The sequence below is a fragment of the Methylopila capsulata genome (assembly GCF_016907975.1).
Classification (GTDB): Bacteria; Pseudomonadota; Alphaproteobacteria; order Rhizobiales; family Methylopilaceae; genus Methylopila; species Methylopila capsulata.
In genome coordinates, this window is the sequence record NZ_JAFBCY010000003.1 from 675,995 (window position 1) to 692,305 (window position 16,311).

At 70.0% G+C, this 16,311-nt stretch carries 13 protein-coding genes; 6 read left to right on the forward strand and 7 right to left on the reverse strand.

The genetic code is table 11. From position 1 onward, the window contains the following. The first annotated feature begins 253 nt into the window (after positions 1-253). From JOD31_RS14370 to bfr, 3 genes are all read left to right on the forward strand, one after another. Positions 254-3,031 carry a PAS domain S-box protein gene (locus JOD31_RS14370; RefSeq protein WP_204951103.1) on the forward strand — a complete coding sequence of 926 codons (2,778 nt, stop codon included), beginning with the start codon at positions 254-256 and terminating at the stop codon, positions 3,029-3,031. Between the two features lie 235 nt (positions 3,032-3,266). Next, positions 3,267-3,572 carry a (2Fe-2S)-binding protein gene (locus JOD31_RS14375; RefSeq protein ID WP_204951109.1) on the forward strand — a complete coding sequence of 102 codons (306 nt, stop codon included), beginning with the start codon at positions 3,267-3,269 and terminating at the stop codon, positions 3,570-3,572. Positions 3,573-3,691: 119 nt separating this feature from the next. After that, positions 3,692-4,171 (forward strand): bacterioferritin, encoded by a 480-nt coding sequence (gene bfr, locus JOD31_RS14380; RefSeq protein ID WP_204951112.1) that lies wholly within the window; start codon positions 3,692-3,694, stop codon positions 4,169-4,171. Between the two features lie 161 nt (positions 4,172-4,332). Here bfr and modC read toward each other — a convergent pair whose 3' ends face one another. The 5 genes from modC to JOD31_RS14405 form a co-directional block, all read right to left on the reverse strand. Then, entirely contained in the window at positions 4,333-5,406 is a 1,074-nt protein-coding gene (modC, locus tag JOD31_RS14385; protein ID WP_204951113.1) for a molybdenum ABC transporter ATP-binding protein, read from the reverse strand. Next, entirely contained in the window at positions 5,403-6,104 is a 702-nt protein-coding gene (gene modB / locus JOD31_RS14390) for a molybdate ABC transporter permease subunit (protein ID WP_204951425.1), read from the reverse strand. Before modB ends, modC begins: the two co-directional genes overlap by 4 nt. A 13-nt stretch (positions 6,105-6,117) precedes the next feature. Beyond that, complete coding sequence (gene modA / locus JOD31_RS14395) at positions 6,118-6,936, reverse strand: molybdate ABC transporter substrate-binding protein (RefSeq protein ID WP_204951114.1); 819 nt, start codon at positions 6,934-6,936, stop codon at positions 6,118-6,120. Positions 6,937-7,141: 205 nt separating this feature from the next. Further along, positions 7,142-7,684, reverse strand: coding sequence for a GNAT family N-acetyltransferase (locus JOD31_RS14400; protein ID WP_204951115.1), 543 nt, complete (start codon positions 7,682-7,684; stop codon positions 7,142-7,144). Between the two features lie 44 nt (positions 7,685-7,728). After that, a complete protein-coding gene (locus tag JOD31_RS14405) occupies positions 7,729-8,886 on the reverse strand; it encodes a type III PLP-dependent enzyme (protein ID WP_204951116.1) in 1,158 nt (385 codons plus the stop codon). A gap of 644 nt (positions 8,887-9,530) precedes the next feature. Here JOD31_RS14405 and JOD31_RS14410 point away from each other — a divergent pair. Continuing rightward, positions 9,531-11,111, forward strand: a complete 1,581-nt coding sequence (locus tag JOD31_RS14410) for an OpgD/OpgG family glucan biosynthesis protein (RefSeq protein ID WP_204951117.1) — start codon at positions 9,531-9,533, stop codon at positions 11,109-11,111. Positions 11,112-11,591: 480 nt separating this feature from the next. On the opposite strand, the gene JOD31_RS14415 is transcribed toward JOD31_RS14410, so the two are convergent. Then, positions 11,592-11,903: a hypothetical protein gene (locus JOD31_RS14415; RefSeq protein ID WP_204951118.1), complete on the reverse strand. Its 312-nt coding sequence runs from the start codon at positions 11,901-11,903 to the stop codon at positions 11,592-11,594. Between the two features lie 263 nt (positions 11,904-12,166). On the opposite strand from JOD31_RS14415, the gene JOD31_RS14420 reads away from it, so the two are divergent. After that, a complete protein-coding gene (locus JOD31_RS14420; RefSeq protein WP_204951119.1) occupies positions 12,167-12,628 on the forward strand; it encodes a Ros/MucR family transcriptional regulator in 462 nt (153 codons plus the stop codon). Between the two features lie 271 nt (positions 12,629-12,899). Here JOD31_RS14420 and JOD31_RS14425 read toward each other — a convergent pair whose 3' ends face one another. Further along, a complete protein-coding gene (locus tag JOD31_RS14425; protein ID WP_204951120.1) occupies positions 12,900-14,699 on the reverse strand; it encodes a pyrroloquinoline quinone-dependent dehydrogenase in 1,800 nt (599 codons plus the stop codon). A 283-nt stretch (positions 14,700-14,982) separates the two neighbouring features. Between JOD31_RS14425 and JOD31_RS14430 the strand changes: the two genes are divergently transcribed. Continuing rightward, a complete protein-coding gene (locus tag JOD31_RS14430) occupies positions 14,983-16,293 on the forward strand; it encodes a UDP-glucose dehydrogenase family protein (RefSeq protein ID WP_204951121.1) in 1,311 nt (436 codons plus the stop codon). Positions 16,294-16,311: the final 18 nt, after the last annotated feature.

The window sequence follows — 16,311 nt, forward strand, 5'->3', positions numbered from 1 at the left end:
TCCTTGAGTTGGCGCTTGATCCCGAAGCCCTCGACGCGCGACGCCTCGTCGCGGACGAGCCCTCCCGTCCGTTGGTAGCAGCGGCCCCGGAGCCGCGCAAACGTCCATTCGGCGAGCCGCGTTAACCTTCCCGCCCGATGCCGTTGGACGAGGGGTCGGCGCGGATGGACGGCGTTTCGCCCGACCGATATTTAAGTGTTTGTTAACGCACGCCGCCGCGATCCAGTCGGCCGGCGCGCGCCGGAGTGGCCCAATGACCGATAACGCCCCCCTCGACGCGATCGCAGCCGACCCTCGGCTGGCGTCGCTCGACGGCGTCCCCGGTCCTGTGATGGCGCTGCGCGCCGACGGGGCGCTCGTTTGGGCGAACATGGCGGCTCGCGCGCTGGATCCCGCCGCCCGTTTCGAGCCATCCGCCATGCGGGCGGTGGCCGCCGCCGCGCGCGGAGGCCTTGCCCGGCTGCGGGTCGGCGCCGCCGGGGCGTTCACCCCTCAACTGTTCAAGGCGCAGTCCGTCGTGGTCGCCGGCGAACCGCTTGTGGTGCTGGCCTCGCCCGAGGTCGCGCTCGCGGCGCTCGACGCGGCGGCGGCGGCGCCTGCGCCCCCCGAACCCGCTCTTCCGCCGGCGGCCGCGCCGTCGCTGTCAGACGGCGCCGTCTCGGGGCCCGAGGCCCCTCTCGCGGCCGAGGACGCCGACGCGCCGGCTGCGGATTCCGCCTCCGACGCCTCGACGGAGAAAGGAGCGTCCGCTTCGGAGGAGGCGCCCGTAGTTCCCCTCGCCGACCCCGCGGCGCTGCGTTTCGTGTTCGAGATCGACGCCGACGGCCGCATCGCCTTTCTCTCGCCGGACCTGGCGGACGTAGTCGGCGCGTCCGGGCGCGGCCTCGTCGGTCGCGACTGGACCGAAGCGTCGGTGACCCTTGGGCTCGACCCGGACGGCGCCGTCGCGCGCGCGCTGCCGCAGCGCAGCGGCTGGAACGGGCTGCTGGTCTCCTGGCCGATCGCGAGCGGCGGCCGCCTGCCCCTGACGCTTTCGGCGCTGCCGATGTTCGACCGCGGTCGCACCTTCATCGGCTTCCGCGGCCTCGGGCTCGCCGTCGCGGCCGAACCCGCGCTCGAGGCTCCGGCCGATGAGATCGACGCCTCGGCGCCTGAGGCCGGCGTCGCGACGTCGGCCGACAGGGCGGCGGACGCCGAAGCCGAGCCCGAGGCCGAGGCCGAGGCGGAAATTTCAATCGCACGGCCCGACGAGGAGCCGGCGCCGCACGAGCCGGAGGCGCAGCCGGAGGCGCAGCCGGAGGCGCAGCCGGAGGCGCAGCCGGAGGCGCAGCCGGAGCCGCTGGCGATTTTCGCCGCGCCCCCTCCGCCGCCCTTCCCCGCGAACGTGGTGCATCTCCGCGAGACCTCTGCGCCGCGCGCCGTGCTGACCCCGGTCGAGGAAAGCGCGTTTGACGAGATCGCCCGCCGCCTGCGCGGGCTCGGCGGGCCGGACGCGCCCGCTCCGGCGCGCGCGGTCTGGGAGGACATCGCCGCGGACGCCGAGATGTCGCTCGGCTCCGACAAGCCGCCGGTCCCCGCAGCGGATGAGGGCCACGTCTCCGCCGACGACTTCGCCCGGATGCTGGACCGCTTGCCCCTCGGGGCGATCGTGCTGTCGGGCGGACGCATCGCCTATGCGAACAAGGCCGCGCTCGACCTGACCGGCGACGGCGACTTCGCGAGCCTCGCCGCCCGCCCGCCCGAGCGGCTGTTTGCGGAGGCCGCCGCCCCCACCGAGAGCGCCCCGTCGACCTTGCAGTTGCTGAGGACGAACGGCTCGGCGGTCGAGGTCGAAGCGACCCTCGCCGCGATCGCCTGGAACGAGATGGCCTCGACGCTCGTGGCCCTTCGACGGCCGGGCCTCGGCGTGGAAGCCGCGCGGCGGCGCGAGCAGGAACTCGCGGCGATCCTCGACACCGCGACCGACGGCGTGCTGACGCTCGATTCCGCCGGCCGGATCCTCTCCATGAACCGCAGCGCCGAGGCGTTGCTCGGCTACGAATCCCGCGAGATCGTCGGCAGCCTGTTCTCTCTGGCGCTCGCGCCGGAAAGCCGCCGGACGGCCTTCGAGTATCTGGACAGCCTGCGCGACAACACGGTCGCCTCGTTGCTGAACGACGGCCGCGAGGTGCTGGGACTTGTGCGACAGGGCGGCGCCGTGCCGCTCTACCTCACGCTCGGCCGCATCGGCCGGGACGAGGACGTCCGCTTCTGCGCCGTGCTGCGCGACGTCACGCACTGGAAGCGGGCGGAGGAGGAGCTGATCGCCGCCAAACGCCAGGCGGAGCGCGCCAACGCCCAGAAATCGGACTTCCTGGCCAAGATCAGCCACGAGATCCGCACCCCGCTCAACGCCATCGTCGGCTTCGCCGAGGTGATGATGGAGGAGCGGTTCGGCGCGATCGGCAATGAGCGCTACAAGGACTACCTCAAGGACATCCACCTCTCCGGCCGCCACCTCGTCAGCCTGGTCAACGACCTGCTAGACCTCGCCAAGATCGAGGCCGGCAAGCTGGAGCTCGAGTTCCGGGAGGTCGACCTCAATGAAATCGCGGCGGAAGCCGTCGCGCAGCTTCAGCCGGAGGCGAACCGCGGACGGATCATCATCCGCACCTCGCTCGCCCGCAGCCTGCCGCTGGTGCGCGCCGACCTGCGCTCCGCCCGCCAGATCGTGCTGAACCTCGCCATGAACGCGGTGAAGCTGACGCCCGGCGGCGGTCAGGTCATCGTCGCGACCGCGATCAACGACCTCGGCGAGCCGGTGGTGCGGGTCCGCGACGCGGGCGCCGGCATGTCGAAGAAGGAGCTGGCCGTGGCCCTGGAGCCGTTCCGCCCGCTGACGACGTCCGGTCCGGAAAGCGCTGGCGTCGGCCTGCCGCTCACCAAGGCGCTGGTCGAAGCCAACAACGCCAAGTTCGCCATTCAGAGCGCGGTCGGCGCGGGCACGCTGATCGAAGTGACGTTCCAGACCTTCGCCAAGGCGCGCCGGTGAGTCCGGCGCGATAGCCGTCCGACAGCCGGAACATCCCGTTCGCGGAAGCCGGCGTCCCGGAGCAATTTTAACGACAATCCAGACGATTCCGCGTCGGGCGCCGCCTTGCGCTCGAATCCACGTTGACGTCGGCGCGCTGAGTCCCTACTTAAAATTGCAAGCAAGACCAATAGTTTAGATGAATTCCAAACTGTAATCTTCCTGCAATCCGCCCTCGGGACTCGACGGACGCCTCATGATCGTCTGCTCCTGCAACGTGCTGAGCGACACCCAGATCCGGACGACCATCGGCGACGAGTCCGCGAATCCGCGGACGCCGGGGCAGGTCTACCGTTGCCTTGGCTGCAGCCCCCAGTGCGGCCGCTGCGCGCGCACCATCAAGGCCATGCTGGACGACATCAAGGGCCTGAAGGCGCATGAGCCGTCCGCCTGCGGCACGTGCCCGGCGGCATGCCCGGCGGTGACGCACGGCCATGGCGAGGTCGTCGATTTCATCGGCGACGTGGTTGGCGTGGCGACCCTCGAGCGCGCGCGCCGCTGAACGGTTTTTTCCTGTTTGGGCGTCAAATCGCGCATGCAAGGGCGCTTGCGGGGCTCCGCGCTGTAGTTTAGAACTCCTCCAATGTTTGGACGGGCGGCTCTGCCGCGGAGGAGGACGCCATGAAGGGCGACGCAAAGGTCATCGACTATCTCAATCGCGGGCTTCGGTCCGAGATGACGGCGATCAACCAGTACTGGCTGCACTACCGCCTGCTGGACGATTGGGGCTACGCCGCCCTCGCTAAGAAGTGGCGCGCCGAGTCGATCGAGGAGATGCAGCACGCGGACAAGTTCGTCACGCGCATCATCTTCCTCGAGGGCTTCCCCAACATGCAGGTCCTCGATCCGCTGCGGATCGGCCAGACCGTCAAGGAAGTGCTGGAGTGCGACCTCGCCGCAGAGAACGAGGCCCGCGCGCTGTACCGCGAAGCCGCGCTCTACTGCCAGCAGATCGGCGACCTGCCCAGCAAGAACCTGTTCGAAGAGCTGATGACCGACGAGGAAGGTCACATCGACTTCCTCGAGACCCAGCTCGACCTGGTCGCCAAGCTCGGCGAGCAGCTCTACGCCCAGCACCACATCGGCGAGCTCGAAGACTGAGTTCGAGCGACGCCGCGCAATCGATAAAAGGGCCCCGCCGCGGCGGGGCCCTTTTTCGTTCGGGCGGGCGGACCGATCGGTCGCCTTGCCAAGCGCCCGCCTCGCGCCGGATCTGCGCAAGGAAGCGTCCAGCGCTCCCCTCCCGCCCACGTGCGCCGGCGTCACGCTCGCGCGGTCGCCACGCTCTTCACCAGCGCATGCACCACACGGCCCGGCGCAAGCTTCAGCTCGTCGGCGGAGCGGCGGGTGATCTCGGCCTTGAGCACCGCGCCACCGACGTCGACGAAAGCCAGGACATAGGGTCCGCCGGTCCGCTTCAGCGTGCGCACCACGCCCGTCAGAACGTTGCGGGTGGAAATCCGCCCCGGCGGATCGAGCGCAAGCGCGACGTCGCGGGCGAGAAGGCGCAGCCGCACCGGCTCGCCGACGGGGCCTAGAAGACCCGGGACCCAGACGAGATGAGCGCCGAGCGCCACGCCGGTCAGTTCATAGGCCTCGTCCAGTTGCGCGATGCGGGCGTCCACCGTGACGCCGTCCGCGAAGCGGTCGCCGGCGGTCGCGAGCCCAGCCTGCGCGATGGCCGCCTCCACGCCGCCCTCGGCGACGACGACTCCCGCCTCCAGCACCACGAGCCGATCGGCGAGGCGGCGCGCCTCTTCCAGCGCGTGGGTCACGTAGAGCACGGGCAGCGCGGTCGCCCGCGTCAGCGCTTCGAGGAACGGCAGAACCTCCGCCTTGCGCTCGGCGTCGAGGGCCGCCAGCGGCTCGTCGAACAGCAGCGCGCGGGGGCCGGACAGCAAAGCGCGACCGATCGCGATCCGCTGGCGCTCGCCGCCGGAGAGCGAGCGCGGACGGCGGTCGAGCAGATGGCCGACGCCCAGCGTCTCCACCACCTCGTCGAAGGTCGGCGCCGCGGCCTCGCGCCGTCGCTTGCGGCCGAACAGAAGGTTGGAGCGCACGGAGAGGTGCGGGAACAGCCGGCTTTCCTGGAACACCACGCCGACCCGGCGCTTGGCGGCAGCAAGGTTCACCCGGGCCGAGGAGTCGAACAAAGCCTCGCCATCGAGCGCAATGCGGCCGGCGTCAGGGCGCGTCAGCCCCGCCACCGCCGCGACCACCGTCGACTTCCCGGCGCCCGACCGGCCGAGCACGGCCGTTACCCCTGCGGGCGCCGAAAATCCGACGTCGAGCGTGAAGGCGCCGACTGCGCGGCGGATGTCGACCTCGAGCGTCATCCGGCGATCCGCGCGGAGAGCCGGCGAGCGAGCAGTTCCGACAGGATCAGCGCGCCAAGCGACAGCGCGATCGCGACCAGCACCAGGCGTCCCGCCGCGGCGTCGCCGCCGGGGGTCTGGGTCAGGGTGTAGATCGCGGCCGGCAGGGTGCGGGTCTCGCCGGGGATGTTCGAGACGAAGGTGATGGTGGCCCCGAACTCGCCGAGCGCCTTGGCGAAGGCGAGCACGGCGCCCGCCAGCACGCCCGGCAGGCTGAGCGGCAAAGTGACAGCGAGGAAGGCGCCGATGCGGCTCGCCCCCAGCGTCTCCGCCGCCGCCTCAAGCCGTTGGTCCACCGCCTCGATCGACAGCCGGATCGCCCGCACCATCAGCGGAAAGCCCATGATCCCGGCCGCGAGCGCGGCTCCGGTCCAACGGAACGAGAACACCAGCCCGCAGCAGCTTTCGAGCGCGGGGCCGAGAATCCCGCGACGGCCGAAGGCGATCAGCAACAGGTAGCCGGTGACGACCGGCGGCAGCACCAGCGGCAGATGGACGAGCCCGTCGAGCAGGATCTTGCCGGGAAACCGGCCGCGGGCGAGCGCGACCGCGACCAGCACCGCCAACGGCAAGCTCGCAAGCGTGCCGACGGAGGCGACGAGCAGGCTCAGGCGGATGGCGTCGGCGTCGCCGACCTCCAGCCCCAGCGCGTGCTCGATCCCCTCCAGCGCCTCAGCTCCCCGAGACGGGCGGCAGCACCGCGAAGCCGGCGGCCTCGAAGGCCTGGCGGGCGGGCGCCGCGGTGAGGCGCTTCAGCAGGGCGTCGGCGTTGGCGCTCTTCGAGTCCTTGAGCTTCGCGACGGGGTAGACGATCGGCGGGTGGCTGTCGGTGGGGAAGGTCCCGACGATCTTCACCTTCGGATCAGCGGCGGCGTCGGTCTTGTAGACGACGCCGAGCGGAGCCTCGCCGCGGGAGACCAGAGCCAGCGCCGCGCGCACGCTCTCGGCGCCCGCGACCTTGGCCGACACGCCGTCCCAGGCGCCGAGCTTTTCGAGCGCGGCCTTGCCGTACTTGCCGGCGGGGACGGAGGCGACCTCGCCCATGGCGAGACGGCCGTCGCCGAGAACGGCGGCGAGATCGACGCCGGGGTTCAGATCCACGTCCCCCTTCGACCAGTCGCTGGCGGCCACCAGCACGAGGCGGTTGCCGAGCAGGTTCTGGCGCGTGTCGGCGACGATCAGGTCCTTCTTCGCGACGTAGTCCGTCCAGTCGAGGTCGGCGGAGATGAACAGGTCGGCGGGCGCGCCCTGCTCGATCTGCTTGGCGAGCGCGGAGGACGCGGCGTAGCTCACCTTGACCTCGACGCCGGTCTCCTTGGTCCAGTCCGCGCCGATCCTGTCGAGCGCGTTCTTGAGCGAGGCGGCGGCGAACACGGTGACGGGCGCCTTGTCGCCGGAAGGCTTGGCCTCATCGGCGAAGGCGAGGCCTGCGGGCGTGGCGATCAGGGCGAAGGCAAGCGCGAGGCGCCCGAGAACGGTGCGGCGGAACATGTGCGGTCTCCACGCCGCGGCGCTTCGGACCACGGCGTCACGATCGGTGGGGACGCGAATCGACGCCCTCTCCATCGGGAGGGCCGAAGACCCACGCGGAAACCGCCGTCAGCGGCGGATGCGTCGCGTGCGAAAATGCCTGAGCAACGCCGGCGGAGCAAGCGGGGACGGCGAGGCGCAGAGCGCCTCGCCGCAAAGGCCGCCGTCAGGCCGCGCGCTTCGGGGCCGCTGCCGGGATTTCGCGCGTCGGCAGGGCGACGGCGCCGGTCGCGCGGACCAGGCCGGCGGCGCCTGCGAGCGCGCCGGGGATGAGCTCGAGGCCGAGGAAGCGCGCGCGCTCCACCGGTCCGGGCATGGCGAGGCCCCCGACCGAGCCGGCGTCGAAGCCGAACCGGGCGTAATAGGGCGCGTCGCCGACGAGGATCACCGCCTGGTGGCCGAGCGCCGCCGCGCGGGCGAGGCCCTCGTGCATCAACGCGGCGCCGACGCCGCCTTCGCGCACGTCCGCCTCGACCGCGAGCGGCCCGAGCATCAGCGCGGCGCGGTCGCCGGCGGCGACATGCCAGAATCGCAGCGTACCCACCAGACGGCCGTCGATCTCGGCCTTTAGCGCAAGACCGCGGGCGGCCAGACGGCCGGCGCGCAGGCGCTCGCAGGTCTTCGCGAAGCGGGCGGAACCGAACGCGCGGTCGAGCAGCGCCTCGCGGGCCCCGGCGTCGGCCGGGGCCTCGTCACGAATGACGGCCATGAAACCCTCCTGAAGGGGTTAGATGACGACGTGTGAGGTCGGGGTCAGATGACGACGGAGGCGAGCGGCGCGAAGCCGTTGAACGCCACCGCGGCGTAGGTCGTGGTGTAGGCGCCGGTCGCCTCGATCAGCACCTTGTCGCCGATCTCGAGGCTCACGGGCAGCGCGTAGGGCGCCTTCTCGTACATCACGTCCGCGGAGTCGCAGGTCGGACCGGCGAGCACGCAGGGGGACATCGCATCCTGGTCCCGTCCGGTGCGGATGGGGTAGCGGATCGCCTCGTCCATGGTCTCAGCCAGGCCGCCGAACTTGCCGATGTCGAGATAGACCCAGCGGATCTCGTCCGCCGCGTCCGACTTCTTCGACACCAGCACCACCTCGGCCTCGATCACGCCGGCGTTGCCCACCATGCCGCGGCCCGGCTCGATGATCGTCTCGGGGATGCGGTTGCCGAAGTGCGCGCGCAGGCCCTCGAAGATCGCCTCGCCATAGGCTTCGACCGCCGGGATGTCCTTGAGGTAGCGGGTCGGGAACCCGCCGCCGAGGTTGACCATCGAGAGCGTGATGCCGCGCTCGGCGCAGTCGCGGAAGATCTGCGCGGCCGAGCCCAGCGCCGCGTCCCACGCGCCGGTGTTGTTCTGCTGCGAGCCGACGTGGAACGACACGCCGTAGGCCTGCAGGCCGAGACGATGGGCGTGGTCGAGCACGTCCGCGGCCATCTCGGGCGCGCAGCCGAACTTGCGCGACAGCGGCCATTCGGCGCCGGCGCCGTCCGCCAGGATGCGGCAGAACACGCGCGCGCCGGGGGCCGAACGCGCGATCTTCTCCACCTCGGCGCGGCAGTCGACCGCGAACAGGCGCACGCCGCGGGCGTAGGCGGCGGCGACGTCACGCTCCTTCTTGATGGTGTTGCCGAAGGAGATGCGGTCGGGGCCCACGCCGGTCGCGAGCGCCATGTCGATCTCGACCACGGAGGCGCAGTCGAAGCACGAGCCCATCTCGGCCAGCAGGTTCAGGATCTCCGGCGCCGGGTTCGCCTTCACCGCGTAAAACACGCGGGTGTCGGGCAGCGCATGGGCGATCTTGGCGTAGTTGTCGCGCACGATCTCGCTATCGACGACCAGGATCGGCTCGTCGGACTGCTTCTCGGCGAGGAAGCGTCGGATGCGGTCGTTGTCGAGGGCGGAGAGGTGCGAGGCCATGGCGGTGTCCCAACGGAAGTCAGAGTGACGGTTGAGGGACGCCGATCGCCCGGAGCGCGCGTTGGAGACGCGCTTCGGTCGTCGTCAGCATCCCGCGGGCGGATCCAACTGGACCCGACCGTTCGATCACGCCGTAGTCACGACGACCTTTCGCGACGGAACGAACCGTCTCGGACAAGGTCGGCGCCACGTTTGGGGCTTGGGGAACACCCGCGACCCGCACGCCCGGCAAGGAAGTAGTCGCCTCTTCAGTGACCCCGGCGTTTGGACAGCCGGCAGAGACCAAAAAAGCCCTCTACGTCGTTGCTTCACGTCGCGTCCGCCGTCGGAGAGACGACTTAGAGCCGGTTGGGATTTCCGGCCATCGGGTTGCCCGGCGGGGAGTTCCCGCCAACCCGACACACGACACAGGCACGCGTTCATTGGGCAAGCGACGAGATAGGGACGTTCGCCGTCGCATGCAACAGAAACTTTGAATTGTGACGGTGTTTTTTGTCGAGCGAGTCCAGATGGTTCAGGCCGGCCAGCGGCTTGCCCGCGCGGGGTCCGCCCGTTACGACTTAAGCCTCGTGCGGGCGGCCCGCGCGTCCGAGCTTTTCCGATGCGCCTCCGGCGGGGGACGGCGCGCTCCCATTAGAGTTTCGATGAGCGATTTTTCGATCAGCCAACTCACGCGCCGCGACGCGCTCAAACTCGGCGCGGCCGGCGCGGTCGCAGCCGCTTCCGTACCCGCCTTCGCCCAGCAGCCGACGCCGCAGCCGGCTTTCGGCTACGAAGACGTCGTCCGCCGCGCGCGCGATCTCGCCAAGCAGCCCTACGACCCGGCCGCGCGGGAGCTGCCGGAGGAGCTGCGCAACCTGAGCTTCGACCGGTACCGCGACATCCGTTTCCGGCCGGACCGCTCGCTGCTCGCCGCCGGCGGCGGCCCTTTCCGCATGCAGATGTTCCACCCCGGCTTTCTCTACCGCCGCCCGGTGGTGGTGAACGTGGTGCGGGACGGGATCGCCACCCCCGCGCCCTACTCCAGCGCGCTGTTCGACTATGGGGCCAACAAGTTCGAACGCCCGCTTCCGGTGGACCTCGGCTTCGCCGGGTTCCGCCTGCACTACCCGTTGAACGATCCGCGGGTGTTCGACGAACTGATCTCCTTCGTGGGCGCGAGCTACTTCCGGGTGCTCGGCCGCAACCAGGTCTACGGCCTCTCCGCGCGCGGCGTCGCGGTCGACTGCGGCGGCCCGAACCCGGAGGAGTTTCCGGACTTCCGCGAGTTCTGGGTCGAAATGCCCGGACCGGGCTCCGACCGCGCCACGATCTACGCTTTGCTCGACGGACCCTCGCTCGCAGGCGCCTATCGCTTCGTGGTCTATCCCGACGTCGAGACCGTCGTGGACGTCACGGCGACGCTCTGCATCCGCAAGCCGATCGCCAAGCTCGGCGTTGCGCCGCTGACGTCGATGTTCTTCTACGGCGAGAACCAGCGGCGTCATTACACCGACTTCCGGCCCGAACTGCACGATTCGGACGGCCTGCTGGTCCAGACCGGCGGCGGCGAATGGGTGTGGCGACCGCTTCGGAACCCGAAGACGCTGCAGTCCTCGTCGTTCTGGGACACGAACCCACGCGGCTTCGGCCTGATGCAGCGCGACCGGCTGTTCGAGCACTACCAGGACCTCGACCTCTCCTACCAACTTCGTCCGAGCTACTGGATCGAGCCGCGCGAGGGCTGGGGCCAGGGCCACGTCGAGCTGATCGAGATCCCGACCGACGACGAGACCAACGACAACATCGTGGCCTTCTGGGTCCCCGCGGGCCCGGTCGAGGCGGGCCAGGAGCGCGTCTTCGGCTACCGGCTGAAGTCGCTGTCGTCGGACGGGCGCATGCACCCCGGCGGCCGCGCGCTCAACACCTTCCCGACCCGCGCCGCGGCGCTCGGCTCGGCGGAGCCCGTGCCCGCCGGAACCCAGCGCTTCATCATCGACTTCGCCGGCGGCGACCTTCCCTATTATCTGGGCGACCCGTCGCGGGTGGAGGTGGTGCCCTCCTCGTCCTCCGGCCGTATCAGCCGCACCTTCGTGACGCCCAACCCGAAAATCGGCGGCTTCCGCGTCGGCGTCGACGTGCAGGCCGACACGGGCCAGACGATGGAGCTCCGCGCCTTCCTGAAGGCGGGCGAGCGGGCGCTGACTGAGACTTGGACCTTCCCCTACGCGCCCGAGAACGGCTGACCGCTAACGATCAAGCCGCCAGCGCTGGGCGTCGCGGGGGCTGGCGGCTCGATGGACCTTGGGCGAACGCTCGCCGCACCGCCGGCACACCAGCGCCCGGGCGAGCCGCTCCGGCGGCTGCGCTGTCGGCGGACTGCCTGCCTCGAACACGCAGCGATGGCCGCAGCGGCGACACTCCACGCAAAGCCAGCCGATGAATCGCGCGAGATCCTCGCGCCGCGCGGCCGCGCATGTCAGCTGCGCTAGGACCTCGGACGGCGGCTCGATCCTGGGCATCATCCATCTCCCTTGAGAGAGACATTTCATAAGAACAAATAAAGAACAATACCTGAGCGTTCGCGGGCGCTCGGCGACAGGCGCGCAGCGCGGCGCCTCGCATGATCGGCGGACGGCTGAACCAACGCGCGTTGGGCTGGGGGCCAATGCGACGCGGTGAGAGCATGCGCCGGCCTTTCGCCGCAGCCGGAAGAGTTCGGGAGATCAGTTCAGGCGGGACCACGCCATGGCGGCGACCGAGCGCAGCACGGCGGCGATCTGGCCCGCGGTCGCCAGCCTCAGGTCGGCCAGATACTGCGCGAAGACCGCCTCGTCGTCGCTCGTCCAGCTGGCGGAGCCGCGCCGGTGGTGCCGGCTTCGCCCCGCGCGCAGGACGGTCATGGCCTCCGCCTGCTCGGCGATGCGGGTCTCGATGGCCGCGAAACGCGCGCGGGCGGCCAGCGCCCCCGACGCCCCATACGCCTGCGTCGACTGCGACGCCGCCCCCTCGGTCTCCATGAACGCGACATTAATCATGACGCCTCGCCGCGCAACCGCGTCCGCTTGGCTGTGCACAGGCGATCCGACGCAGTTGCCGCGGCCCCGACGGCGCGCCCAATTGCGCGCTTCGTCCATTGTTCAGATCACGTCTCAGCAGACGGCGGGGCCTGCGTCTGCTGATATCGGCGCGACCATTCAATAACAACGGCAGAAACGGATCAGGATTTTTGGAAATTTATCTTGCAGCACCTACTCAAATCAGAACATGAATATAAAATGGAAGATAAATGGAGAGTGACATGAGCTATGCGCACGACCCTATCACGCTAGCCGGCGACATCGTGGCAGCCTATGTCAGCAACAACTCCGTTCCCGCCGCCGATCTTCCAGAGCTGATCGCGAGCGTGCACGGCGCGCTGGTCAAAGCTGCGACGGGCACCGTCGAAGAACCGAGGATCGAACTCAAGCCCGCGGTCGCCGTCAAGAAATCGATCTGGCCCGACTACATCATCTGCCTGGAGGATGGGAAGAAGTTCAAGTCGCTGAAGCGCCATCTTCGCACACGCTACGACCTGAGCCCCGAGGACTACCGCGCCAAGTGGGGCCTGCCGCTGGACTATCCCATGGTCGCCCCGAACTACGCCGCGGCCCGGTCCGAACTTGCCAAGAAGATGGGCCTTGGCCAACAGCGGGCCAAGCCGGTCGAAGCTCCCGCGCCGGCCCCGGCGAAGCGCGGTCGCAAGCGCGCCGCAGCGGAGTAGGCGCCAGCCCCGGCTCTCGCGCCGCGCTGAGAAGCCTGGCTCACAAAGCAGACCCCTGACATGAGTAAGCCCGGCCGATCCCCATCGGCCGGGCTTACTTCGCTGGTTCGTGACGGAGAGGGGCGGGAGACCGTCACGACGCCGTTCAGGGCGGGGGATCCAAATGCGAAGCTTGCGTCTTTGTAGACCGAGGTCCCTGAACGCTTTCCCGCCGTGGCGTTCATCGCGCGTTCATTGGGGCAAGCACGGCCGGGCTGAAGCCGCCCTCGCCTCAGTCCGGCAGGCCGAACACGATCACCGCGCCGCCTTGCCGGAAGCCCCAGATCTGGCTGCCGCCTGCCGCCACCGCCACGTACTGCTTGCCGTCGACCGCGAAGCTGATCGGCGGCGCGTTGACGCCGGCCCCGCAGTTGAAGCTCCAGAGCTTCTCGCCGGTGGCCGCGTCGAAGGCCGAGAAATCGCCGCCGCCCTCCCCCGTGAAGACCAGCCCCCCCGCGGTCGCCAGCGCCCCACCGATCAGCGGCTGCGGCAGCTTCGTGCTCCAGGCGATCTTGCCGCCCGCCTTCAGGTCGATCGCCGCCAGAATTCCATAGGTCCCTTCCGACACGGGTTCGATCGAGAAGTAGCGGACTTCGGGCTTGCCGTCGGCCGCGGGGATCACCTGCGAACGGTAGGTGGCCGGCCAGTGCATCGCGGCGACGAACGCCATCTGGCTGGCGGGGTCGACGGCGGCCGGCGACCAGTTCACTCCGCCGCCGACGCCGGGCGCCACCACGACGCCGTCCGGCGTCGGCGCATGAAACAGGTTCGACTGCGGCGAGTAGGGTTCGGACTTGAACAGCAGCGCGCCGGTGGCGCGGTCATGGACGAAGTACCAGCCGAGCTTGCTCGCCTGCCCCACCGCCGCGACCGTCCTCCCTCCGACCTCCACGTCGAACAGCGAGGGCGGGCTCGCGACGTCGTAGCCCCAAAGGTCGTGCGGCGTCTGCTGGTAGCTCCAGACGAAACGCCCGGTCCTGGCGTCGAGCGCGACCAGCGACGAGGTGTAGAGATTGTCGCCCGGCCGGCTTTCGCCCGCGGCCTGCGGCGACGGATTGCCGACCCCGAAGTAGATCAGCCCCGTCTTCGTATCGAGCGCCGGCGCATGCCAGATCGAGCCGCCGCCGAAGCGCCAGGACTCCTTGTGGTCGGGGGCCGCCGCCTTCTCCGCCGCGGCGTCCCGCGGCAGCTTTTCGCCATAGGCGGTCTTTTCCAGGAACTCGCCTTCCCAACCCTCCTTGGTGGTGTCGAACCGCCAGACCTCCTTGCCCGTCGCGGCGTCGTAGGCCGCGAGGAAACCCGGCCGCCCGTAGCGCCCGGCGACGCCGACCACCGCGCCCAGCGGCGCGCCCGGTCGGTCGCTGTCGAGGTGCAGGCCGTACCCGACCCCGGTGATGCCGATGATGATCTTGCCGTCATAGACCAGCGGCGCGGCGTTGGCGCCGACGCCCGTGGCCCCCGACACGGCGCCCTTCAGCGTCGCGTCGCCGGGGCTGATCGAGCCGCGGTCCTCGCTCGGGCCGTCGGTCGCGGCCGGATCGAGCGCGACGTCCCAGACGACCTTGCCGGTGGACTGGTCGAGCGCGACGAGGCGCGCGTCCACCGTCGCCACGTAGACCCGGCCGTAACCCAGCGACGCCCCCCGGTTCGCCGGTCCGCAACACAGTTTCTTCGTCGCCGCCTTATGCTCGTAGCGCCAGATCTCGCGCCCCGTCCGGGCGTCGACCGCCATGACGTGGGAGAACGGGGCGGTGACGTACATCACCCCGTCGGCCACTAGCGGGGTGGTCTGAAAGGTCGCGGCGGTTCCGGTCTGGTAGATCCACTTCGGAACCAGACGCTTGACCGTCTCCCGACTGATGTCCTTCAGCGGCGAGAACCGGCGGTCGCCGTAGTCGCGGCCGGGCAGGATCCAGTTCGCAGCGTCCTGATCGGCCGACTGCAGCCGGGCGTCGTCGATCGCCGCTGCGACGGCGGGCGGCCCCAGGAGGCAGAGAGCCGACGCGACGATCAGGCGGCGAATGAAGGTCATCGGAAGTTCCTGACGCTTGGGACGATCAGCACGGTCGGCGGGACGATCTCCCGCCGCCAGACGACTTAAGGTCTACGCGCGAAGCGCCGCGGCGGCTCAAGCGCATCGTGTCATCGGACTGTTATTGCGTTCCGCCAAGATTTGGGCAGACGCCGAGGGGCGAAGCGGCGACGGCCGGACGCCGGGCGTCAGCGGCGTCCATGGCTGTTCCCACCGCCTCCGACGTGATAACCGGCGGCGTCCGGGCGCCGGCGCCCTCCCTCGAGAACGGACACCAACGCCTTTGCGTATCGTGATGATCGGCGCCGGCTATGTCGGCTTGGTCTCGGGCGTCTGCTTCGCGGACTTCGGCCATGACGTGACCTGCGTGGACACCGACGCCGGCAAGATCGCCGCCCTCGAGGCCGGGGGCATCCCGATTTACGAGCCGGGCCTCGAGGATCTCGTCGCAAGCAACGTCCGCGGCGGACGGCTGACCTTCTCGACCGACGTCGCCGCAGCCGTCGCGGGCGCGGACGCCGTCTTCATCGCGGTCGGCACCCCTTCGCGCCGGGGCGACGGCCACGCCGATCTGTCCTACGTCCACGCCGCGGCGCGCGACATCGCGAAGGCGGTTTCCGGCTTCACCGTTGTGGTGACCAAGTCGACCGTGCCGGTCGGCACAGGCGACGAGGTCGAGCGCATCATCCGCGAGACCAACCCGGACGCCGACGTCGCCGTGGCCTCGAACCCCGAATTCCTGCGGGAAGGCGCCGCGATCTCAGACTTCAAGCGGCCGGACAGGGTGGTGATTGGAACCGTCGACGAGCGCGCCCGAGCCGTGATGAGCGAGATCTACCGCCCGCTGTCGCTCAACGCCTCGCCGCTGATGTTCACCGAGCGCCGCACGGCGGAGCTCATCAAGTACGCCGCCAACGCTTTCCTCGCGATGAAGATCACCTTCATCAACGAGATCGCCGACCTGTGCGAGAAGGTCGGCGCGAACGTGCAGGAGGTCGCCCGCGGCATCGGCTCGGACAACCGGATCGGCTCCAAGTTCCTGAACGCGGGCCCGGGCTACGGCGGCTCGTGCTTTCCGAAGGACACGGTCGCGCTGGTGAAGACCGCCCAGGACCACGACAGCCCGGTCCGGTTGATCGAAACCACCGTCGCGGTCAACGACACGCGCAAGCGCGCCATGGCCCGCAAGATCGTCGCCGCCATGGGCGGCGACGTCCGCGGCAAGACGATCGCCGTGTTGGGCCTGACCTTCAAGCCGAACACCGACGACATGCGCGAGGCGCCGTCGCTGTCGATCATCACGGCGCTGCAGGACGCCGGGGCGACGGTTCGGGCCTACGACCCCGAGGGCATGGAGCAGGCGAAGCCGCTGCTCGAAGGCGTCGTCTTCTGCGCGGACGCCTATGCCGCCGCCGAGGGCGCGAGCGCCGTCGCGCTCGTGACGGAATGGGACCAGTTCCGCGCGCTGGATCTCCCCCGCCTGAAAGCCGCCATGCGCGACGCAGTGATGGTCGACCTGCGCAACGTCTATCCCCCGGCGGAGGTCGTCCGTCACGGATTCGCCTATGCGAGCGTCGGCCGCAACGCCGGCTGAGATGGCCGGACCCGCTAG